Origin of the sequence: Dolichospermum sp. DET69, assembly GCA_017355425.1 — a bacterium.
In the GTDB taxonomy this organism is placed as follows: domain Bacteria; phylum Cyanobacteriota; class Cyanobacteriia; order Cyanobacteriales; family Nostocaceae; genus Dolichospermum.
Genome location: CP070233.1, coordinates 2,154,228 through 2,175,061, shown reverse-complemented (window position 1 = coordinate 2,175,061; position 20,834 = coordinate 2,154,228). Strand labels below are relative to the sequence as shown.

Annotated in this window: 20 protein-coding genes and 1 tRNA gene; 12 read left to right on the top strand and 9 right to left on the bottom strand. The window is 40.0% G+C overall.

The window, feature by feature from the left end:
• Positions 1-99: 99 nt before the first annotated feature.
• Entirely contained in the window at positions 100-708 is a 609-nt protein-coding gene (locus EZY12_10080) for a hypothetical protein (protein QSX69886.1), read from the top strand.
• 36 nt (positions 709-744) lie between these two features.
• Here the strand turns inward: EZY12_10080 and EZY12_10075 are convergent, their stop codons facing one another.
• The 5 genes from EZY12_10075 to psbD form a co-directional block, all read right to left on the bottom strand.
• Positions 745-1,434, bottom strand: coding sequence for a J domain-containing protein (locus EZY12_10075; GenBank protein ID QSX69885.1), 690 nt, complete (start codon positions 1,432-1,434; stop codon positions 745-747).
• A gap of 15 nt (positions 1,435-1,449) precedes the next feature.
• Positions 1,450-2,412, bottom strand: a complete 963-nt coding sequence (gene cysK / locus EZY12_10070) for a cysteine synthase A (GenBank protein QSX70612.1) — start codon at positions 2,410-2,412, stop codon at positions 1,450-1,452.
• Between the two features lie 15 nt (positions 2,413-2,427).
• On the bottom strand, positions 2,428-2,865 hold the full coding sequence (locus EZY12_10065) for an Rrf2 family transcriptional regulator (protein ID QSX69884.1): 438 nt from the start codon (positions 2,863-2,865) through the stop codon (positions 2,428-2,430).
• Between the two features lie 387 nt (positions 2,866-3,252).
• On the bottom strand, positions 3,253-5,010 hold the full coding sequence (locus tag EZY12_10060; GenBank protein QSX69883.1) for an iron uptake porin: 1,758 nt from the start codon (positions 5,008-5,010) through the stop codon (positions 3,253-3,255).
• A gap of 1,503 nt (positions 5,011-6,513) precedes the next feature.
• On the bottom strand, positions 6,514-7,569 hold the full coding sequence (psbD, locus tag EZY12_10055) for a photosystem II D2 protein (photosystem q(a) protein) (protein QSX69882.1): 1,056 nt from the start codon (positions 7,567-7,569) through the stop codon (positions 6,514-6,516).
• A gap of 275 nt (positions 7,570-7,844) precedes the next feature.
• On the opposite strand from psbD, the gene EZY12_10050 reads away from it, so the two are divergent.
• The 6 genes from EZY12_10050 (at position 7,845) to EZY12_10025 (ending at position 12,027) form a co-directional block, all read left to right on the top strand.
• Entirely contained in the window at positions 7,845-8,117 is a 273-nt protein-coding gene (locus EZY12_10050) for a hypothetical protein (GenBank protein QSX69881.1), read from the top strand.
• A gap of 14 nt (positions 8,118-8,131) precedes the next feature.
• On the top strand, positions 8,132-8,800 hold the full coding sequence (locus tag EZY12_10045; GenBank protein QSX69880.1) for an ABC transporter ATP-binding protein: 669 nt from the start codon (positions 8,132-8,134) through the stop codon (positions 8,798-8,800).
• 414 nt (positions 8,801-9,214) lie between these two features.
• Positions 9,215-9,763 (top strand): NYN domain-containing protein, encoded by a 549-nt coding sequence (locus tag EZY12_10040; GenBank protein ID QSX69879.1) that lies wholly within the window; start codon positions 9,215-9,217, stop codon positions 9,761-9,763.
• A 159-nt stretch (positions 9,764-9,922) separates the two neighbouring features.
• Positions 9,923-9,994, top strand: a tRNA-Asn gene (locus EZY12_10035).
• A 174-nt stretch (positions 9,995-10,168) separates the two neighbouring features.
• Positions 10,169-10,639, top strand: coding sequence for a phosphate-starvation-inducible PsiE family protein (locus EZY12_10030; protein ID QSX69878.1), 471 nt, complete (start codon positions 10,169-10,171; stop codon positions 10,637-10,639).
• A gap of 458 nt (positions 10,640-11,097) precedes the next feature.
• The gene (locus EZY12_10025) at positions 11,098-12,027 is read left to right on the top strand and encodes a sugar ABC transporter permease (protein ID QSX69877.1); all 930 of its coding nucleotides are present in this window, start codon (positions 11,098-11,100) and stop codon (positions 12,025-12,027) included.
• 359 nt (positions 12,028-12,386) lie between these two features.
• Here EZY12_10025 and ruvC read toward each other — a convergent pair whose 3' ends face one another.
• The gene (gene ruvC, locus EZY12_10020; protein QSX69876.1) at positions 12,387-12,878 is read right to left on the bottom strand and encodes a crossover junction endodeoxyribonuclease RuvC; all 492 of its coding nucleotides are present in this window, start codon (positions 12,876-12,878) and stop codon (positions 12,387-12,389) included.
• A 134-nt stretch (positions 12,879-13,012) separates the two neighbouring features.
• On the opposite strand from ruvC, the gene EZY12_10015 reads away from it, so the two are divergent.
• Positions 13,013-14,386, top strand: coding sequence for a YvcK family protein (locus EZY12_10015; protein QSX69875.1), 1,374 nt, complete (start codon positions 13,013-13,015; stop codon positions 14,384-14,386).
• A 318-nt stretch (positions 14,387-14,704) separates the two neighbouring features.
• Complete coding sequence (gene tsaE / locus EZY12_10010; GenBank protein ID QSX70611.1) at positions 14,705-15,187, top strand: tRNA (adenosine(37)-N6)-threonylcarbamoyltransferase complex ATPase subunit type 1 TsaE; 483 nt, start codon at positions 14,705-14,707, stop codon at positions 15,185-15,187.
• 139 nt (positions 15,188-15,326) lie between these two features.
• Here the strand turns inward: tsaE and EZY12_10005 are convergent, their stop codons facing one another.
• Complete coding sequence (locus EZY12_10005) at positions 15,327-16,649, bottom strand: dihydroorotase (protein ID QSX69874.1); 1,323 nt, start codon at positions 16,647-16,649, stop codon at positions 15,327-15,329.
• 963 nt (positions 16,650-17,612) lie between these two features.
• Between EZY12_10005 and lepB the strand changes: the two genes are divergently transcribed.
• The 3 genes from lepB to EZY12_09990 all read left to right on the top strand — a co-directional run bounded on the left by lepB (position 17,613) and on the right by EZY12_09990 (position 19,991).
• Entirely contained in the window at positions 17,613-18,269 is a 657-nt protein-coding gene (lepB, locus tag EZY12_10000; protein QSX69873.1) for a signal peptidase I, read from the top strand.
• Between the two features lie 100 nt (positions 18,270-18,369).
• On the top strand, positions 18,370-19,155 hold the full coding sequence (locus EZY12_09995; GenBank protein ID QSX69872.1) for an MOSC N-terminal beta barrel domain-containing protein: 786 nt from the start codon (positions 18,370-18,372) through the stop codon (positions 19,153-19,155).
• A gap of 227 nt (positions 19,156-19,382) precedes the next feature.
• Positions 19,383-19,991 carry a helix-turn-helix domain-containing protein gene (locus EZY12_09990; GenBank protein ID QSX69871.1) on the top strand — a complete coding sequence of 203 codons (609 nt, stop codon included), beginning with the start codon at positions 19,383-19,385 and terminating at the stop codon, positions 19,989-19,991.
• Here EZY12_09990 and EZY12_09985 read toward each other — a convergent pair.
• A complete protein-coding gene (locus EZY12_09985) occupies positions 19,894-20,178 on the bottom strand; it encodes a type II toxin-antitoxin system PemK/MazF family toxin (GenBank protein ID QSX69870.1) in 285 nt (94 codons plus the stop codon). The genes EZY12_09990 and EZY12_09985 overlap by 98 nt on opposite strands.
• Positions 20,175-20,432 (bottom strand): hypothetical protein, encoded by a 258-nt coding sequence (locus tag EZY12_09980; protein QSX69869.1) that lies wholly within the window; start codon positions 20,430-20,432, stop codon positions 20,175-20,177. The genes EZY12_09985 and EZY12_09980 overlap by 4 nt, the downstream gene beginning before the upstream one ends.
• Positions 20,433-20,834 lie beyond the last annotated feature (402 nt).

Below are 20,834 nucleotides of genomic sequence, written 5' to 3'. Positions count from 1 at the left end.
ACCGCATTTCTATTTCTATCAATAGATAATAATTAAAATATTCCATCAATAATTTTGATGTTTCATAACTAATAACTAATAACTAATGACCATTGACTAATGATTAATATTTACAATACCCAAGAGCTAATTCAGATTTTGGCAACCGAACGCCAAGCTTGCTTAAAAGGGGAACGGTTAAAGTTAGATATAACTGTTTCTATTAATCCCGTTATAGATCCGTTTGTCAAAACCGACGGATTTCAAAGATTCACTGCTTACCAAGATTTTAAAGCCTCCATTCATGAATATCAACGAGAAAATCAAGTTTCTGGAATCATCTGGAAAGATATGACTGTTAAAGGTAAAAATCTGCATTATCCAGAAATTGATGCTGAATTAATCGCTTTAGAAAGTGATTTGAAAATCTTGAAATCTACCAAAGATGCAATTTTAGAATTTTGGTATTTGGTGACAGCAGAAATGGATTTGTATTTAAGTTTTAGTAATGGTAAACAACATCAAAAAGTTATTAAAATAGATGTTGAGAGAATTACCCAAAGAACAGAATGGGCAACTTTATTAAAATGGGAAAACCCAAACTTTTTAGAAATTATTTTGCAATTAGGCTGGGGACAACCACAAGAAGCCGCTTATAAAAGGGGAAGACCATTAGCCGGTAGTGAATTTATTCATGCAGTTAAACCAGGATGTCATCCTATTGGTTAATATAAGAACTCTCTAGCGAAACCGAAAATAATCTCATCAACGAACCGACTCTTGCGCTTCACGATACAATCTTTTAGCTATCCGAAATAATTCTTGGCCTGTGTGCAAATAACGATCATCATAGCTTAATGGGAAGTACGCCAACTCTTCTATTCCGTCTCCCACTTGACTCATACAATAGTATATATGCGCTGCTGCGGGAGCAAAACTAGTAGGATTAGGTAAAGAACGAAACCTAATTTGTGCTTCTTTCAAGTCTTCTCGACAGGACTCTAAATAATCTTGAAATTCGTTTAAAAGATCATCATCAAAAGGATCTGCGGCTAATTCCTCAATTTGTGATTCTAAGGAATTGAGAATGGTACAAAGTATCCGATTTACTGGTTTATAAACTAAACGTAACCATTCCTCAACATTCTCATCAACATCTTTTCTCGTTTTCCTAGCCGTTTTGTAATGTTGTTGAGCAGATTCTGCGCGTTTTTGGCGAACATGATGAAATTCTTGCTGACTGTGACGGAGTTTTTCATCATAATTAAGGCGACTTTTACTGTCACTTAAAACCTCATAAGCAGCATTAACACGAATAATTTGTTCATTGTCTGTGATTTTTTGATTACTATCAGGATGAAAAATTTTTACCAAGCGACGATAAGCTTGTTTAATCTCCGCTTGGGTAGCATGGGTAGTAATTTTTAGGGTGTCGTAATGGTTAGAATGGGACATGAATCGAATAGATTGTTAACTGGTGCTAGTTACTGTTTTCGCTTCTAGGTCTTGGAATAAAGGTGTACTTAAATATCTCTCACCAAAACTAGGCTGAATCATCACAATTAAGCGATCGCGGTTTTCAGTCCGTTGGGCGACACGCACCGCAGCAAAAAGGGCAGCACCGGTGGAAATTCCCGATAGTAGCCCTTCCTCCCTCGCTAATCGGCGACTAAAGGCGATCGCCTCCTCATCAGTAACCGTAATTACTTCATCAATCAATTCTACCTTTAAGACTTGGGGAATAAAACCTGCGCCAATGCCTTGAATTTTGTGCGGACCTGGTTTACCCCCCGATAATATCGGACTATTAGCTGGTTCAACAGCGATCGCTTGAAAACTCGGTTTCCGTGCTTTCAGCACCTCCGCCACCCCAGTAATCGTCCCCCCTGTCCCCACTCCCGCCACAATCATATCTACCTGGCCATCAGTATCTGCCCAAATTTCCTCAGCCGTAGTTTCCCGATGAATTTGGGCATTAGCCGGATTCCGAAACTGCTGCAACATATAGGCATAAGGTGTTCTATCCACTATAGCTTGCGCCCGCCGAATCGCGCCACTCATCCCCTCAATTCCCGGCGTGAGTTCCAATTCTGCCCCATAAGCCCTTAACATCGCCCGGCGTTCGGCACTCATCGTTTCCGGCATTGTTAAAATTAATTGATACCCCTTAGCTGCCGCCGCCATAGCCAAAGCAATCCCCGTATTACCCGAAGTTGGTTCTACCAGAATCGTCTTCCCCGGCGCAATTAATCCTTCTTTCTCCGCCGCAGTAATCATACTTACCCCAATCCGGTCTTTTACCGATGACGAGGGGTTCATACTTTCCAACTTCACCAAAATTTGCGCCACACAACCTAATTCTTGAGGAATCCGGTTTAACCTGACCAGGGGTGTCCGTCCCACCAACTCCGTAATATTTTCAACAATCCGCATCATAATTTTTTTTTCTTAAATGTAGTACATTATATCCAACTGCCGCCGGGAATCGCGTTTTTCACAGAGATCCTGAAGCGAATAATTTTGTAACACCGAATTTGCTGCCTGACGTGCTTCTTGCCAAATTTCCGACACCACAGAATTATCTAAACTTGTGGGGTTAGTATTTTGCTCACCAGTTTGCATATCTAAACCCTCTAAACATTCTAAAATCTCAAAGATACTAATTTTCCGAGGTTCTCGCGCTAATAAATAGCCCCCTTTTGAACCCCGTTGACTTTTAACTATACCCCCACGCCGCAAAGTTGCTAACAGTTGTTCTAGATAGCGATCAGGTATCTTTTGTTGCGTAGCGATTTGCCGAATTTGCATCGGTTCACCATTTTCATAATGAGTAGCCATCTCTAATAACGCCAAAATTGCGTATTCAGATTTACAAGATAGTTCCACAAGTATTAATCCATAATAAAGGTTAAAGAAGCCTGAGCGATTATAAATCGCAGCTATACAAACAAAGTTCGCCTGGGCGGACTAGGACTAAGCTAAAACGCACCTAATTTAAACATTCAAAGTGGGCAGGATGCCCACCCCACAATATTTAGACTCCTAACAGGTTATACAATTTAAATGCGGAACAGCTGATGAGAAATCAACAATTTGAAACCCACGCAGGTGGGTTTTGTCTGTGTAGATGCGGTTTCTAACCACTGATTTAATTTTAAATTCACTTTTCCAGTATACTCCGGTTCTGAACTGGGGTTTTTTCTCTCCACAAAAAAACCCCGCCTTAGGGCAGGGTCAAATAACGTTGAAACTTATCAACAAACTTTTAACTATTTAGAAGCTGAAAGTTGTTCTGAGTGTACCGATAAAGGCATCGTTACTGTTAGTAGCTTGTCCAGGAGATGTAACCCAAATAACTCCAGGAGTTACAGAGATATTTTCCGAAACGCGATACTTATAGAAGCCTTCAACTTGGTATGGAGTCTCTCTAGTAGTTCCTGCTAGTGAGTAAGGTTGAGCGCCACCAAAGATACCCAAAACGTTACCTTTCTTACCAAAATCAGGTAAAGCTAAACCAACACCATAGCTCCAAGCTTCTTTATCATCATTAGCGCCGAAGCCTGTAACATCATGATAGGAAACGAAACCACTCAAAGACAGTTTATCACTGGGTTTGATGGCTGCGGAAATACCGTAGGAGTTACTGGAAGAGGCACTGGCAGCATTAGTTACACTATTAACGCCCAAGCTATTTGCTTGTGCAGTACCTACCAAAGCACCACCACCCAATCCTGAATCAAATAAGGTACTACCTGCTTTTTGATAACCATGCACATAGGTTGCAGCTAAAGCAAGGCGATTACCAACATTAAAGTTCAACTGACCTAATGCTGCATAGTTACCGTCGAACAAGCCATTACTTGGCGTAGGATCATTAGCATTTGAAGCTAAGTAACCCAATGTTAGAGAACTTGGTTTCAAGAAACTATCACCAGGTTTCCCAAACGGTACATTCAATGCAATCCCAGAACCACCACCAATTCGGTAGATAGGGTTTTCAGATGCAAATGTACTTAAAGCCCCTTTACCACCATCTGTTTTATCAAAGAAGTAAGGATTATTAACAGCAGCATAATCGCTATGTTGCCCACCACTAGCTAAAAGATAAACTCTTGCTGGTCCAATAGGAGCTTCATAAGTCAATTTATCAATTTTTACACTGTTAGCCGGGCTAGTTGCACCGACCTCAAAGGTCTGTTTGCCGACTGCGTTACTACGTATTCCACTAGCATTAGCAGGATTAATAGCACCATTAGCATTGTCGCGTAAATCAAAGGGTGTGGCATTGCCAGCAGCCAAACGGGTTGTTAACATATCTCTACCCGTAAAGCTGGTTTCCAAGCCTAAACGGACTCTATCTTGGAAAACTGCCCGGTTAGCTTTACCTGTTTGATTACCAAAGGTATCGCTGACAGCAAAAATAGCTTCACCTTTTAACTTAGTAGTTGTGGAGAATTGATTTGCTTCTAATTCAGCAGTCCGTCCTTCCAAGGCATCTACACGGCCACGTAAGGTTGCCAATTCAGCAGAAAACTCTTCTTGCAACCGCTGTAAAGTTGCTAAATCCTGTTTTGTCACCATATCAGCCGTTGCTGTGGCAATCAGTTCGTTCACACGATCTAAACAAGAATTTAAACCAGCCGCAAACTCGTAACGGCTTAAAGCCCGATTACCGCGAAATGTGCCATTGGGATAACCCGCAATACAACCGTATCGCTCCACCAAAGACTGCAAGGCTTGGAATGCCCAATCTGTAGGTTGAACATCAGAGAATTGCGAAACTGATGTTACCTGAGACCCAGAAGTATTGTTTTCGTTGCTGTAGCGGTTAACTTGAGCTAAAATTTGGGCTTCTTTGGTTTCTGTAGCCAATAATTCTGGCTTTTGGGAAACTTCTGTTGCAGAGGAAGTTTCAATTGATGATGCTTCCTTAGTGGTACTGGTCGCGGCAATTGCTGTTGAAGATACTAGCAATGCTGCTGCCAAAACTGCGGGGCTAACCACCAGGGATTTCCACAAGATATTAGACATTTTTCCTTTTCTCCTCACACCATTATATGGATAACTGAGTTCGCTGTAGCTAACTGTTTACAAATGCGAAGTCTTGTTGAAACCTGTGGAATAGGCATGACTGCCATCAATAGCACAATCATATCTCTCACAAGGCTAACAATTGATTAATTAATCGTTAAACTTCGATGCAATTAACTTATGCAAAAACTTTTAATCATATCCTGCGATTATATTATAGTTTTTTCTAATTATCAACATCAGATTTTTCGATTAAGTAAATATCAATTCTTCTGGTATTATGTTTGCAGTTACACAAAGTAAGATTGATGTTTTTACACTAGTATCAAACTGTTCTTATGCGGAAGATTAGCGAATAAGTTTAAACATTGAAGCATTTAAACAAGTTTTGAAATATACTTTCAATCAAAACCCTTCTAGATTAATTATCATTTGTTAATGATGGTTATTTCGTTTTTACTCCAAAAACCTGACAAATATTGATGATGCTCTTTCCCTAATAAATGTTCCACGACAATGATTTACCTAGCTAATCGTTGTCAATAAATACCTAAATATTGGCGAATGTGGATTATTAATAATAACTAGTTAGTACCGCTGGATAAAATTAAAAAATTAGATCAAACAAGCTTTTTAGGATTTTTAAATAGTTAATTTACTTACAAGATTACTCGGTAAGCGTAAAGCTCAGTCACTTTAGTGCTGAGATATAAGCGACACGGGCGAAAATATTTAGCCTAACTCGTTGACTAGTAACAGTAGGTGTGATATACTTTTGAAAGTTCCATAATTTAAGTATAACTAAACAACGTAAAAACTTAACTAATTTGGTTGAGTGCGTAGTCATACCTAACAGTATTGCAGTTTAGGAAAGCTAAATTTGGTGAAAAATGAAATACAAAAATCGAGTACGGTAGGGCATACCGGAATTAACGCTTTAGGAGAATCGACCTCTGTTTTTGTTGGAGTAATCCAGCAATTGTAAGTTGGCTCATTGATTAAAGAATCTCAGTGTCTAAAGACGGTGAGAGTGTCAATCGGTTCTGTACTGGTTCAAACCAAAAACCACCTATAAAAACTATCCGCCCTGATTTAGATCAGATAATCTAAGTCAGGGCGGTCTAGCGGGTCTTCAAGTTGCAACCAGACTGCCGGAAGGAACTCCGATGTTAAGCCTAGTTAGTTGAGCTAACTTAGTATCTCAAGAGAACTAAAGCTAACTTTTAGAGAACAGCCCCGGCGCGCAGCCGGCTAACTGCAACTTGATGACCCATGGTTATACTACTTTCTATCATGGGCATCACCTCCTAATTGCCTAAATGGCTTTATTTTCAAAAGGGGCAAAGCAAAATGCTTTGGGTTTGTAACCTGAGATTACTATAACACAACTGCAAAAATTTGCAATATCTTAATTTTAATTTCTGCCATAAAAAACCCCCACCAACAGGTGGAGGCCAACTACAAAATGATTCATCCTCAATGGGGATGAATCGGAGATGAATTTTAGAGAGCGTTACCGCGAGGTAGCACTTCTTCAGGGAATACAAATTGTTCGTGGGGTTGATCTTGAGGAGCCATCCAAGCGCGGATACCCTCGTTTAGCAAGATATTTTTGGTGTAGAAAGTTTCAAACTCTGGGTCTTCTGCTGCCCGTAATTCTTGGGAAACGAAGTCATAAGCCCGCAGGTTTAATGCTAAACCAACGATACCAATGGAACTCATCCACAGTCCTGTAACTGGGACAAACAACATGAAGAAGTGTAACCAACGTTTGTTGGAGAAAGCAACACCGAAAATCTGTGACCAGAAACGGTTCGCTGTCACCATGGAGTAGGTTTCTTCAGCTTGGGTAGGATTGAAGGCACGGAAAGTGTTTGAACCTTCACCATCATCAAATAGGGTGTTTTCTACTGTTGCACCGTGAATGGCACAAAGTAAAGCCCCACCTAAGATACCCGCTACACCCATCATGTGGAAGGGGTTAAGTGTCCAGTTATGGAAACCTTGGAGGAATAGGAGGAAACGGAAAATTGCGGCTACTCCAAAGCTGGGGGCAAAAAACCAGCTAGATTGTCCTAAAGGATACATCAGAAAAACGCTGACGAATACGGCAATAGGACCGGAGAAAGCAAGGGCATTATAGGGACGAAGACCTACAAGACGGGCTACTTCAAATTGGCGTAACATAAAGCCAATCAGACCGAAAGCACCATGTAAGGCTACGAAAGGCCACAAACCACCCAGTTGAATCCAACGGGTGAAGTCACCTTGAGCTTCAGGACCCCACAGGAACAACAGGGAATGTCCCATGCTATTAGCTGGTGTGGATACTGCTACTGTGAGAAAGTTAGCTCCTTCTAAATAGGAGGATGCTAGTCCGTGGGTATACCAAGATGTGACGAAGGTTGTACCGGTTAGCCAACCGCCTAACGCAAGGAAGGCACAGGGGAATAATAATATTCCTGACCAGCCTACGAATACGAAGCGATCGCGCTTTAGCCAGTCGTCTAATACGTCAAACCACCCTCTACTAGGGGCGCGTCCAACTGCGATGGTCATAAGAGCAAATCTCCAAAATGTTTTATAATTACGGATTTTATGCGTCTGCAAATGGCAAATAATGTCCTTTACAGGAATTCAACTAGATTGTCAACCTAGTTTACAATTTTTTACGCTTTCTATCATAATAGGTGAAAATCTCTAATTTCGCCAGTGGACTGGGAAAAAAATTTTATTTGCGGATTAGGGAAGAAAAAAAATTCTTAACCCCTGACTAATGACTAATGACTAATGACGCTAGAATGAGTCATACAGTGAAAATTGATTAATTCTAAATGTTTACCATTGATTTAAGCATCAGAAATACTGCTTTCCCCATATCAGTACAACGTAAGTCTACTGAAGATGCCGAAGCTGTCTATCAGCTAATTTTGGCGGCCATGCGCTCTGGCAACCCTGATATTGTGGAACTCAAGTGCGAAGGCAAAACAGAGAAAAAAATTGCTGTCCGTGCTAGTGAAATTTCGGGAGTTCAGATTATCCAAAAAGATAGTGCAGCTAGTAGCAGTGGTAAACCGCCTGGCTTTGCTGCTTTTACTGCTGAATAACTCAAGGTATAAACATGACAGCAGTGGGCATCGAAGTTAATAATTTAAACTTCTTTTGGCCTAATGGGGAGCAAGTAATTAAATCTTGCTCTCTTAAAGTACCTAAAGGTGAGTTTTGGATGCTTTTGGGGACAAACGGCAGTGGTAAATCTACGCTTCTGAGATTAATAGCAGGTTTATTAGCTCCTCAATCTGGGGAAGTTATGGTTTTACCCCCCGTTGGTTTTGTGTTCCAAAATCCTGATCATCAATTGGTAATGCCAACAGTTGGTGCTGATGTAGCTTTTGGATTGGTGGCAGAAAAGTTACAACCTGCTATGGTCAGAGCTAGGGTTGAGGAAGCTTTGGGGGCAGTAAATTTATTGTCTCTACAGCGACGGCCGATTTACGCCCTTTCTGGTGGACAAAAACAGCGGGTGGCAATTGCTGGAGCCATCGCTCGTCATTGTGATGTTCTATTATTAGATGAACCCACTGCTTTACTAGATCCAGATAGTCAACTCGATTTAGTGGCTAGTGTGCGTAACCTAGTCAAAAGTCGCGGTATTACTGCTTTGTGGGTAACTCATCGGTTAGAAGAGTTAAATTACTGTGATGGTGCTTTTCTATTAGAAAAAGGCTGTTTAGTTGATTCTGGTGAAGCAGAACGTCTCAAACAGCGATTAATTCAAGTAAATCATTAGTCATCGAATCAGGAGTCACCGAGTCACCGAGTCACCGAGTCACCGAGTCACCGAGTCAGGAGAAAGAAAGAAGGAGAAAGAAAGAAGGAGAAAGAAAGAAGGAGTAAAAATACCTAATTTTGATAATTAATAACCAGATGCCAGAATACAGGATGCTGTATAGGTAGCTGGTTTTTTAATATAACGAAACATGAAATTTTGAAGACTGGAAAAAAATATTTTTTTAGAGAAAACAACTTCAGCAAGCCTTATTTTTAGAGGCGTTTTCAGAATTATGGCTTCTATCTTAGGGTTTATTTTTGACTGTAATCAGCATTTTTTCTTTTTTGTAACATGGGGTTACAAGCAATGCTTCATTTAATATAAGTCTTATGAATGATTTTTGTTAACTCTAGATAATTGTGATTAAAAACCATGTCTCGTTCTACAGTCCCGGCCGTTCTCTTAGTAGACGGCTACAATATTATAGGCGCTTGGCCTTGCTTGATAAAAACCCGTGATTATGCCGGACTGGAGGCTGCACGGGGTGAGTTGGTGGAAGCAATGACTAATTATAGTGCTTTCCAAGGTTATGAAACTCAAGTGGTGTTTGATGCTCAATATCAAAACACTCCTAGTAATAGAGAAACTATTACAGAATTCTTAACGGTACATTTTACAGATTTTGGCCAGACCGCAGACACATATATAGAAAAAACCTGTGCGTCTCTCCGTCAGCAAATAGCCCAATCTTTAATTTCTCGCATGATTGTCGCTACATCAGATCGGGCGCAGCAGTTAACAGTTATGGGTTATGGTGCTGAATGGTTATCAGCGCATCAACTATGCGGAGAAGTAGAAACTACGGTTTGTCGAATGCGCCATAGGTATCAGTCGCAAAAACAACCTAAAAGTAGATTTCTGATGAATGGGATTGATGCTAAAGCCAGACAACGGCTAACGGAATTACGCATGGGGTTATAAATTCTCCAATCCATAAATCTCTGAATATAGCTGCTGGAAAGGGTTTGGGGTATTTAAAGTTAGAGATTTTCAGCAGTAGCCAAAAAAAGTTAAAAAATTTTCCCAAAACCCCTTGCATTAATTTGGATTTTGGTTTATTATGACTAAAGTGAAAAGCGTTCCTCAGTAGCTCAGTGGTAGAGCGATCGACTGTTAATCGATTGGTCGCTGGTTCGAATCCGGCCTGGGGAGTTTAAATAAATAAAGCATGAAACGAAAATTAATGAGTTTCATGCTTTATTTTTTGTCATTAGTTAGACCCAATTAAATGGGGCTTGCTCAGTTCTTGTTCCCTGTTCACTTTATTTAAATTGGTTTAATGGTTAATTGTTAAAGATAGATGTATTTATCTTTTTGGGAAATACCATGCCACAGCGGATAATTATAGAAGTCAATAATTGGTTTAAACGAGATAGAATTGTCCGTAACTTAGAACTTTTTCAGGATATTATTGTTATTTCCCTGTGCGTGAGTTTATTTTGTGTCATGCTCATTCGATTAGGGGATATGTTTTTGTCATTTTTACATCCATTAGATTTACGGCAAGTAACATCTGATATTTTGTTTATTTTGATACTAGTAGAACTGTTTCGTTTGTTAGTTGATTACCTCCAAGAACGCAGTATATCCGTAGGTGCAGCAGTAGAAATTACCATTGTTTCGGCTTTACGAGAGGTAATTTTACGTGGTGTATTAGAAATTTCCCGCGATCAACTTTTTGGACTTTCTGTATTTCTATTAGTTTTATCAGGAATTTTTCTGGCTTTACCTTGGATGCCTCGCTTATTAGAACAGGTGAAAATTAGTACCCATGAAACAGTAGAACCAGAATCATAATTTTGTTCAGGAATAGGGAAGAGGACTATTTAACCAATTCCCAATTTACTCAGAAAAAATTAGATTATCAAGGTAAAATAAATCTGTATTTTTTGAATAAGACTTAAATTTTTTCTCCCTCATACAGCACTTCCCGATGTTAGGAGGTACATGAACCCCACCCCCAACCCCCTCCCCGCTTGCGGGGAGGGGGCTAAGATGTAACTCATAAGAGCGCAAACCGCTGTAAGATAAGGTGGGCATTGCCCACCCTACGTATATGCCACATTACGCAAGCCATCAAAAATTAAATATGAGTCCTAATCTAAAGAACTCTAATTTGCATAATCGAATTAAACATAACTCTTGTGGGGTGGGCATCTTGCCCGCCCATTTTATGCAACTTAAATGCTGATTAGCTTATATAGACTCGGAAATAGGATACTATATATAGTCGCCAGAGCTTTATCTTCAAATATATGTCTCAATTAACATCAAAACGATGGATTTTAATTCAACAGAGAATAACTCCTTATGTGTTTTTATTACCTGCCTTAATTATTTTAACACTCACTGTTTTTTGGCCAGCAATACAAGCCTTTTATCTCAGTTTTACTAACTATGAAAATATAGGAGATCCTCCGCAATGGATTGGCTTGAAAAATTTTCTGCGTCTATCGAAAGATGCTGTTTTTTGGCAAACTTTACAAAATACATTTCTTTATCTGATTGGTGTTGTGCCAATTTTAGTATTTTTACCCTTACTTTTAGCAATTTTAGTCAATCAAAAAGTCCGGGGAATGAATTGGTTTAGAACAGCATACTATACTCCTGTTGTTATTTCTATGGTAGTCGCTGGGATAGCTTGGAAATGGTTATATGCAGAAAACGGATTACTTAACCAAATTCTCAAAACTTTGGGAATTTTTCCCGACGGAATTCCCTGGTTAACAAGTCCTGATAAAATATTGGGAATTGTTCCCATTTCCTTAGCTAGTATTATGGCTGTAACGATTTGGAAAGGCTTAGGCTACTACATGGTTATTTATTTAGCTGGATTACAAGCCATTCCCGCTGATATTTATGAAGCTGCTGCTATTGATGGTTCAGACAGTATTCGTAAACATTGGGATATTACCTTACCGTTAATGAAACCTTATTTAGCTTTAGTATCTGTAATTTCGGCAATTTCGGCAACTAAGGTTTTTGAAGAAGTTTATATTATGACTCAAGGGGGACCACTCAATAGTTCTAAGACAATTGTTTATTATTTGTATGAACAAGCATTTGGTAATTTAGAAATTAGCTATGCTTGTACTATTGGTTTGGTGCTATTTTTAATTATCTTAGGTTTATCTATTTTGCGATTAGCTGTAAATCAGCAAGATGGTAATGATTTCAGTGTTTGATCTAGAAATATGAGTCCTAACCTCTTTTTTTATCTTATAAATAAACGATAAGTTAATGTGAGAAGTTGGGAATACTTCTATTCCGGTCTATGCTTACGAATAGGCTATAGCGGTATACACTTAGATGAGATACAGTTATTAAATTAAAAACTCTGTAGGGGTTTCCCCGCCCTCATTGTACAGGAGTAAAACCAGCTTGCTCTACAATTTGTTGCCCTTGTGAAGATAATGCTAAATTTTTTAAATGGGTTTAAGAGGATATTTTAAAAGTTTTGGGTGAGTATAATATAACCCAAGGCACTCATGTATGTAAATCCTTTAATTTCTTATCAGGCTATAGTCACAATTTTATATTATTCTCATAACTGAAACGAAGCTGTTAGTGCTACCGCTAAAGCATCGGCTGCATCATCTGGCTTAGGAATTTCATCTAAATCTAACTCCCGCATCACTGCCTCTTGCACTTCTGCCTTATCTGCTTTACCATAATTCGTTAAAGCTTGCTTAATTTGAGGAGGTGCAAATTCTACATAAGGCAATTTACGCTGTCCTAAAACTAACATCAGTACACCTCTGGCCTGTGCCACAATAATAGTATTTGCCATGCGATAGAAAAATAATTTTTCAATTGCTACTAAATCTGGCTTTAGTTCCTCCATCAGCGTGTGTAAATCGTCAAATAAAATACATAGTCGCTGTGTCATTTCTGTATCAGAAGAGGTGCGAATTACACCAAAATCTACCATCTGCACCGTTGTTTCTTGTCCTTTATCTTCACTTTTTTGCCAATTAATTGCCCCAAATCCGACAATTGCTAGTCCTGGATCTATTCCTAAAATTCGCTTTTTCATGAAATCTTCTGTAATGGGTATCAGGCATCAAAATATAAAGGAATAAATAAATCTTACGGGTTTTCCTTAGTCTTCAATGCAGGTAGTGTAAAGTTTCTGTTAAATATTGTTTGTACCAATTTCCCCTTTTAGGTATGTTCATCGGTTTTATAAAACAAGCTATTAATTCGCTACAACTACAGTCGCACAGTCGCACTTCCCATCGGGTTCACCAATGGTTCAAATGGTTATCCCCTGGATTGGCTGTAAAACGGTGGTTACTAATCAGTTTTGGGGGTATTGTATTGGCCAGCTTAGGGTTGGCTATTTGGGTAAAATTAACCCCCATTTTTTGGATACTAGAATTACTGAAAGGTCTTTTTGGATTCCTTGCGGACATTCTACCCAACTATATCAGTGGTCCCATACTCCTTGTCTCCGGTGTCCTGTTGGTGCTGTGGGGACAATCCCGAACTCTAGGTTCAATTACGGAGGTGCTAAGACCTATAGGTGATGATGAGGAATTGATAGATGTCCTCTTAGCACATCGTCGCTTATACCGTGGTCCCAAAATTGTGGTTCTGGGTGGTGGAACTGGACTTTCAACTCTACTGAGAGGTTTAAAAACCTACAGTGCTAATATTACCGCTATTGTTACCGTAGCAGATGATGGCGGTTCTTCTGGCAGGTTACGGGAAGAATTTGGGGTTTTACCACCTGGAGATATCCGCAATTGTTTAGCAGCACTAGCAGATGAAGAAAAATTACTGACAGAATTATTTCAATATCGCTTTCGGGCAGGAGATGGTTTAACCGGTCACAGTTTTGGTAATTTGTTTTTAACTGCCATGACTGATATTACTGGAGATTTGGAACAAGCGATCGCTGCTAGTTCTAAGGTATTAGCGGTGAGGGGACAAGTTCTCCCTGCTACTCTTAGCGATGTGCGTCTCTGGGCAGAATTGACAGATGGCCGCCGCATTGAGGGTGAGTCTAATATTCCCAAAGCTGCGGGAAAAATTGTGAAAATTGGCTGTATTCCTGAAAATCCCCCAGCATTACCTGCCGCAATTAAAGCCATTAAAGAAGCTGATTACATTATTATTGGTCCGGGTAGTCTTTACACTAGTTTAATTCCTAATTTGTTAGTTCAAGAAATTGCCGATGCGATCGCCGCTACTGATGTACCTAGTGTCTATATCTGCAATATCATGACTCAGCCAGGAGAAACAGATGGATATAGTGTTGCTGAACATATTCAAGCCATAGATGATGCTTGTGGCAATAGAAGGTTATTTAATGCTGTCTTAGTTCATAAAAAAACACCTTCAGCCCAAGCACTTATCCGTTATGCCCAACAAAATGCCCATCCAGTTTTTTTAGACAGAGAATCTGTCACCAAGTTAGGACGGCGAATAGTTCCTGCTAATATTTTATTTGAAGATGAAAATGGTGCTGTTCGCCATGACCCACAGAAACTAGCTAAGGTTTTATTGAAATGGTACAGTGGGGCGCATCACGGAAAGTAATGGGGATTGGTAATTGGTAAGAGACTTCCAATTTAAAAAATATCCCAAAATTTCTTGTAGTGCGGGCCGAAAAGTCCCCTAATAATACAAGGAGGGACCAGATACCATTGGATAGCGAAGCGCTGCTGCAAGCAGTTCATTTTTTTTGTGGAGTTCTCTAATGGGAAAATATTATCTAATAACTGGGCGCAGGCCCTGCGCCCCTACTGGTTCTATTGAAATGGTACAGTAGGGCGCATCACGGAAAGTAATGGGGATTGGTAATTGGTAATGGAAAAATATTATCTAATAACTGGGCGCAGGTGGGCGCAGATGGAGATGGGCGCAGGCCCTGCGCCCCTACTGACTAAAATTTTTCTTCCTGACATGGAAGCGACACAGCAATTAGGTATTACCCTTGGGCAAACTTTGAATGCTGGTACTGTGATTTTACTAGAAGGTGATTTAGGTGCTGGTAAAACTACTTTAGTGCAAGGTATTGGTAAAGGTTTGGGGATTATTGACTCTATAGTCAGTCCTACTTTTACTCTGATTAATGAGTACACAGAAGGACGCATTCCCCTTTACCATCTAGATTTATACCGTCTAGAATCTCAAGAAGTTATAGGTTTGAACCTAGAAAGCTACTGGGAAGGAATAGAAGTAATACCGGGAATTGTAGCAATTGAGTGGGCTGAACGAATGCCCTATCTACCAAATAGTTATTTAAAGATATGTTTAAACTATGGTGAAAATGGCGCTCGTCAAGCCGAAATTACGGAAGTCATCAGTAGGGGCGCAGGGCCTGCGCCCAGTCATTGATAATTGCGCCCAGTCATTGATAATTGCGCCCAGTCATTGATAATTGCGCCCAGCCATTGATAATTGCGCCCAGTCATTGATAATTGCGCCCAGTCATTGATAATTAGGTAATATTTCCCAATTCCCTATTCCCAATTCCCTATTCCCTAAAAGTTAAAGCTTGTCCGCGAACTTGGGTATTTACTTGACCTTTTTCATAGACAATTTCACCGCCGACAATTGTTGTGACAGGCCAACCCGTTAAATTCCAACCTTCAAAAGAATTCCAACCACACTTGCTTAAAACTTCTTCCCGTTTAACTTCACGGTAATTTTTTAAATCTACCAAAACTAAATCGGCATCGTAACCAGGGGTAATTTCTCCTTTGTTGGCAATACCATAAGCTACAGCTACAGCTTTAGACATCCATTGCACCACTTGGGCAACTGTACATTTTCCTTCCATAGCAGCCGTTAACATTAAAGGTAGAGAAGTTTCGACACCGGGCATTCCTGAAGGAGTATTCGGGTAAGTTTGCGCTTTTTCTGCCAAAGTGTGGGGGGCGTGGTCAGTAGCAATGAAATCAATGATACCATCCCGTAAAGCTTGCCAGAGAACTTCATTATCATGGGGCGATCGCAATGGTGGATTCATTTGCGCTAAAGTACCAATAGTTTTATAAGCATTAGTATTCAAGAGTAAATGTTGTGGTGTTACCTCCGCTGTCACCCAACTAGGTTTATCCTGACGTAGTAAGTCCGCTTCCTCTGCCGTTGACATATGCAGAATATGTAATCGGCGTTGATATTTTTTAGAAAGCTTTAATGCTAATTGAGTCGCTAATAAAGCCGCTTGATTATCTTGAATTTGGGAATGAACCGCAGGATCTTCAATACCCGCAAACTCCTGTTTTCGTTGATTAATTCTAGCTTGGTCTTCCGCGTGAACGGCAATTAAACGAGTTCCCTGGGCAAAAATCGCCTCTAGTGCCTCATCCTGGTTTACCAACAACTGTCCGTGCATTGACCCCATAAAAATCTTAATTCCTGGAGTCGGTTGGGCAGAAAGTAAATCTGGTAAATTATCGGCCGTAGCCCCAATAAAAAAGCCATAATTAACTAAACACTTATTGGCAGCCCGTTGTAACTTATCATCTAAGGCTGCCTGGTTAATGGTTAAAGGTCTTGTATTGGGCATTTCCAGAAAGGATGTCACTCCCCCCTTAGCGCAAGCACAACTGGCAGTAAACAAATCTTCCTTGTATTCTAATCCTGGTTCGCGGAAATGCACTTGGGGGTCAATTACGCCCGGCAACAAAGTTAACCCTTGTGCGTCAATCTCATGGGTGGCTGTGGCGTTGGTAATTTCTTGCCCTACTTGGACTATTTGCCTTCCCTGGGTCAACACATCCCCAATCATTGACTCACCATTGGGTAATATAATTTCAGCGTGGCGAATTAGTAAACTTTGTGGAGTTGACATGGATTTAAGAGTTTTAAGTATTGGTAAACTTCTCTGATTTTATAGACAAAGATTGCTAAATATAGACAAATGTCTTAAAATTATTAGTAAAACTCTAGTAATTTTATAGAAATTATCATTCATGATAAATTGCCTATAAAATAAGACTATATTCTCAAGAGTCGAAGACATCTGAATGTTGGGTGAGAGTCCTTTTGGCGTGCGAAGTCGGTAAACAATCCGAATCTATAGGAACTAAAAAGTAAATCACATCAGATCGAGATAATCAATCAGAGAATAAAATGCAAAAAACCATAAAAGCAATCCCTAATGATGAAATCTGATGGGATAAAGGGGATTGTAGTTTCCTAAAGTATTGGTAACACTTTCAAAGTAAAAGATATTTGTCTATATTTTTTACAACTATAAAGGAACTAATATAGCAGGAGTCACCGAGTCAGGAGTCACCGAGTCAGGAGTCACCGAGTCAGGAGTCACCGAGTCAGGAGGAAGAAAGAAGGAGTCACCGAGTCACCGAGCCAGAAAGAAGGAGTCACCGAGTCAAAGTCCCTGCTTATCATCAGGCTTTTGGGGTAAATTCTGAATCTCATGCCAATTGAATACGGCTATATTGAATGACTAACAACTTTTTCTTGAAGATAAATTTAATCTGCACAAAGAACCGCTAATTTTGGTTTTGTGTTAAAAATGTTTATTCTCAAGTAAGCTAGAAAGCTGAATGTTTGTAGCTGATAAAAGAAAAACACTAGATTTTTACTTTATTTACCTGTCATCTCCTCTATCTCGTTAAGATTAACAATATCAAGTCTCTTTGTCCGAGTTCAATACTAGTACAGCACGGCGTAAATAAAACAACCATTCTCAATCGCCAAAAAGCTTACGCCATATTATTTTTGACTTTTGACTTTTGACTTTTGACTTTCGCCTTGCGGTACTAGTCTGTTAACATACTTCAACAATTTCATGCAAAATCAAGCGTCTGATAAAAACTCTAGCCAAGAACCCGATAATTCCTGGATAGTAGAGCTAGGTAAAACGATGATCTTGAGTATCTTTCTGGCTCTAGGAATTCGTACTTTTGTCGCCGAAGCCCGTTGGATTCCCACTGGTTCTATGGAACCAACCTTACATGGTGTCAAAGACCAGTGGCTGGCAGACAAAATTATTGTTGATAAAGTAAAGTATAAATTTGCTAACCCAGAACGGGGAGATATAGTAGTATTTTTACCACCACAAGAAATACAGAATAATCCTGAACGGGAAGCATTTATTAAAAGATTAATTGGCTTACCTGGTGAAAAAGTAGAACTGAGAGAGGGCAAAGTATATATCAACAGCAAGCCTCTACAGGAAAATGTTTACCTATCCTCTTCAGTGCGGACATTGGTGGAAGCTTGCAATAGTAGTGGACTCCAGCCTCCTTTTTTAGCTCAACCGGTAATCATTCCGCCCAATTCTTACTTAATGCTAGGTGATAATCGTCCTAACAGTTCTGATGGCCGTTGTTGGGGAGTTGTTCCGCGTAATAATATTATTGGTCGGGCTGTGGTTCGTTTTTGGCCTCTCGATAGAATGGGTGCTATTGATAAAGCTCCTGCTTATTCGTCTCCAAAGCCATAGTTAGAAATAGGGAACAGGGAACAGGTAACAGGTAAGAGGTAACAGGTAACAGGTAAATTGAGAAATAAGAAAGAAAATTACCCAATTACCAGTTCCCAATATGCCGTATGTAGGAAAAATTCTGCTATATCCAATTAAATCACTAGATGGTATAGAAGTAGACGAGGCAACTATTCTCGACCGTGGCGCACTTCAGTATGACCGAGAGTTTGCATTTGTTGACACACAAAATAGGTTTGTCAATGGTAAGCGTCATGCCAAAATCCATTTGTTGCGTGCAAATTTTTCTCTAGAACAAAGGCTGATAAGGATTAAGTTTCCCGGTAAAAATTCAGAACAAGTTTTTCATTTAGACAGAGAACGTCCGGAAATAGCCGCAGCTTTCAGCGATTTTTTGGGTTTTCCTGTGCAATTACAGCAAAATACCGTAATGGGTTTTCCTGATGATACAGATTCACCAGGGGCAACCATAATTAGTACCGCAACTTTAACAGAAGTAGCTTCCTGGTTCTCTGGTATCAGTGTTGATGAAATGCGGCGGCGAATGCGTGCGAATATTGAAATTGATGGTGTCCCCGCATTTTGGGAAGATGGGTTATTTGCTGCTAGTGGGGAAACAGTCGCTTTTAAAGTGGGAGATGTCCAGTTTTTAGCAATTAACCCTTGTCAACGTTGTGTAGTCCCCACGCGGGATTCCTACTCAGGGGAAGTTTACCCGAACTTTCAGAAAATATTTGGACAAAAACGCCAAGCAACTCTGCCAAATTATGTAAATACAGCGCAATTTAATCATTTTTATAGGTTGAGTGTGAATACAAGAGTTCCCGTTACAGAAGCGGGGAAAATGATTAAACTTGGCAATAATATTGATATAGCTGATACATAGTAGTATATTAAGCCTGTAATAGTAATTCAATACACTTCTTAAAACAAGACATGGAAATACAGCGGTTTCCGCTCTTATGAGGTACATCTTAGCCCCCTCATCGCTTGCGGGGAGGGGGTTGGGGGTGGGGTTCTTGTACCTCATAACATCGGGAAGTGCTGTATAGCGCTCATTGATAGGCAGAAATGATGACTACCTGGTTTAGTTGTTGAGATTTTGAACCATTTATGTATAAATATCAAGACACAATTAGTAACACAGAGCAAAGCAATTTTTCATGTAAGTTTTTAACACCTTTTCAGCGCCAACTGCTACAAAAAAAATTACAAGAATATTGCCTTGAGTCCTACCGTCAACGGATTCAAATCATGTTGTTGGCAGATGAGAGAAGAACACAAACAGAAATTTGTCAAATTTTGGGATGTTGTGCGGCAACAGCCAGACATTGGATACACATAGCGCGGACAGGGATGGCACATCAATGGCAAGATTGTCCGATTGGTCGCCCTAAATCTGTAAATGACGAGTATTTAGAACGGTTAAAAGAATTAGTGAGCAGTAATCCTCGTGATTATGGTTATGCTTTTCGACGCTGGACAGTGAACTGGTTGCAGAAACATCTATGCGAAGAATTTGGCTTTGAAGTGAGCGATCGCCACTTTAAGCGACTTCTCAAACAAATGGGCTTATCCACTCGACCGAAACCCAGTCATGATGGACAAAATAGCCCAAAATCAGCTACAGAACCCAAAATATCAATTGCTGACCTATTGACGGTGATTTTAATCCAGCTACACCAGCGGAAAATTGCATATATAACTCAGGAGAGTTCATAGCCCATTCTTGCCCTCGATCTGTTGTCATTGGTACAACGAAAACAACAGGAAACCGTAGTTTTCCTAAACGACTGGGAAGCCCTACAATAATTGCAGGTCTGAAACCTTCTTGCTCTCTCCCACTGGGAAGTTGACTAGGAAATTTTGCGGTTACGACATCGCCAATTTGTAAAATATGCTCTGTCATATACTTATCTTAATTTTTCCTGTTTCAACAATAAATTTAACAGGTAGACCCTCTTGTAGTTCCCCTTCTTGCCATTCATAGGGTTCATAGTTTTCTAAGCCTGACAAGTCGCTTTCTAGCCAGTCTGTATCTTCTTGAGTTTGAGGATTTTCGTTTTGCCACACCAGATAATTTAAAAAGCTCATAACTTCTTGTAACTTATCATCAGGAATAACTTCCAAACGTTGTACTATCTTGCTTCTAAGTGTATTCATATTGGTAATTCCTTTATTCTTAACTTTAGCTTAATCAGCAGAAGCCCCACGTCTCACTATACCGGAGCGTGGGATGAATGCGCGTGAGTTGAGTTGCGTAGCCCAAATTGTATTTGAGCGTAGCGAAAACAAAGAAGGCTACAGCGACGAAACGAACAAAATATTGATTTTATGTTATTATGACCAGAGTAGGTGTAGTCCAATTAAATGCTCCAAATGCAGCCTACAAAACAAAAAACAAATCTCAAAACTAAAGAACCGTGGGGCGCACGGCGTAGGGGCGTATTGCAATACGCCCCTACTCAGTTAATGTCCGGATTAGGAGTCACGCTCGTTGCCCACACTCACCTGAAAGGGAGTGTGTGGAGTACGTCACCAAAAATGGTAAATAGCGAACTGACA

Coding starts and splice junctions, on each gene's coding strand:
- EZY12_10080 (QSX69886.1), top strand. CDS start 100: ATGATTAATATTTACAATACCCAAGAGCTAATTCAGATTTTGGCAACC.
- EZY12_10075 (QSX69885.1), bottom strand. CDS start 1,434: ATGTCCCATTCTAACCATTACGACACCCTAAAAATTACTACCCATGCT.
- cysK (QSX70612.1), bottom strand. CDS start 2,412: ATGCGGATTGTTGAAAATATTACGGAGTTGGTGGGACGGACACCCCTG.
- EZY12_10060 (QSX69883.1), bottom strand. CDS start 5,010: ATGTCTAATATCTTGTGGAAATCCCTGGTGGTTAGCCCCGCAGTTTTG.
- psbD (QSX69882.1), bottom strand. CDS start 7,569: ATGACCATCGCAGTTGGACGCGCCCCTAGTAGAGGGTGGTTTGACGTA.
- EZY12_10050 (QSX69881.1), top strand. CDS start 7,845: ATGTTTACCATTGATTTAAGCATCAGAAATACTGCTTTCCCCATATCA.
- EZY12_10045 (QSX69880.1), top strand. CDS start 8,132: ATGACAGCAGTGGGCATCGAAGTTAATAATTTAAACTTCTTTTGGCCT.
- EZY12_10040 (QSX69879.1), top strand. CDS start 9,215: ATGTCTCGTTCTACAGTCCCGGCCGTTCTCTTAGTAGACGGCTACAAT.
- EZY12_10030 (QSX69878.1), top strand. CDS start 10,169: ATGCCACAGCGGATAATTATAGAAGTCAATAATTGGTTTAAACGAGAT.
- EZY12_10025 (QSX69877.1), top strand. CDS start 11,098: ATGTCTCAATTAACATCAAAACGATGGATTTTAATTCAACAGAGAATA.
- ruvC (QSX69876.1), bottom strand. CDS start 12,878: ATGAAAAAGCGAATTTTAGGAATAGATCCAGGACTAGCAATTGTCGGA.
- EZY12_10015 (QSX69875.1), top strand. CDS start 13,013: ATGTTCATCGGTTTTATAAAACAAGCTATTAATTCGCTACAACTACAG.
- tsaE (QSX70611.1), top strand. CDS start 14,705: ATGGGCGCAGGCCCTGCGCCCCTACTGACTAAAATTTTTCTTCCTGAC.
- EZY12_10005 (QSX69874.1), bottom strand. CDS start 16,649: ATGTCAACTCCACAAAGTTTACTAATTCGCCACGCTGAAATTATATTA.
- lepB (QSX69873.1), top strand. CDS start 17,613: ATGCAAAATCAAGCGTCTGATAAAAACTCTAGCCAAGAACCCGATAAT.
- EZY12_09995 (QSX69872.1), top strand. CDS start 18,370: ATGCCGTATGTAGGAAAAATTCTGCTATATCCAATTAAATCACTAGAT.
- EZY12_09990 (QSX69871.1), top strand. CDS start 19,383: ATGTATAAATATCAAGACACAATTAGTAACACAGAGCAAAGCAATTTT.
- EZY12_09985 (QSX69870.1), bottom strand. CDS start 20,178: ATGACAGAGCATATTTTACAAATTGGCGATGTCGTAACCGCAAAATTT.
- EZY12_09980 (QSX69869.1), bottom strand. CDS start 20,432: ATGAATACACTTAGAAGCAAGATAGTACAACGTTTGGAAGTTATTCCT.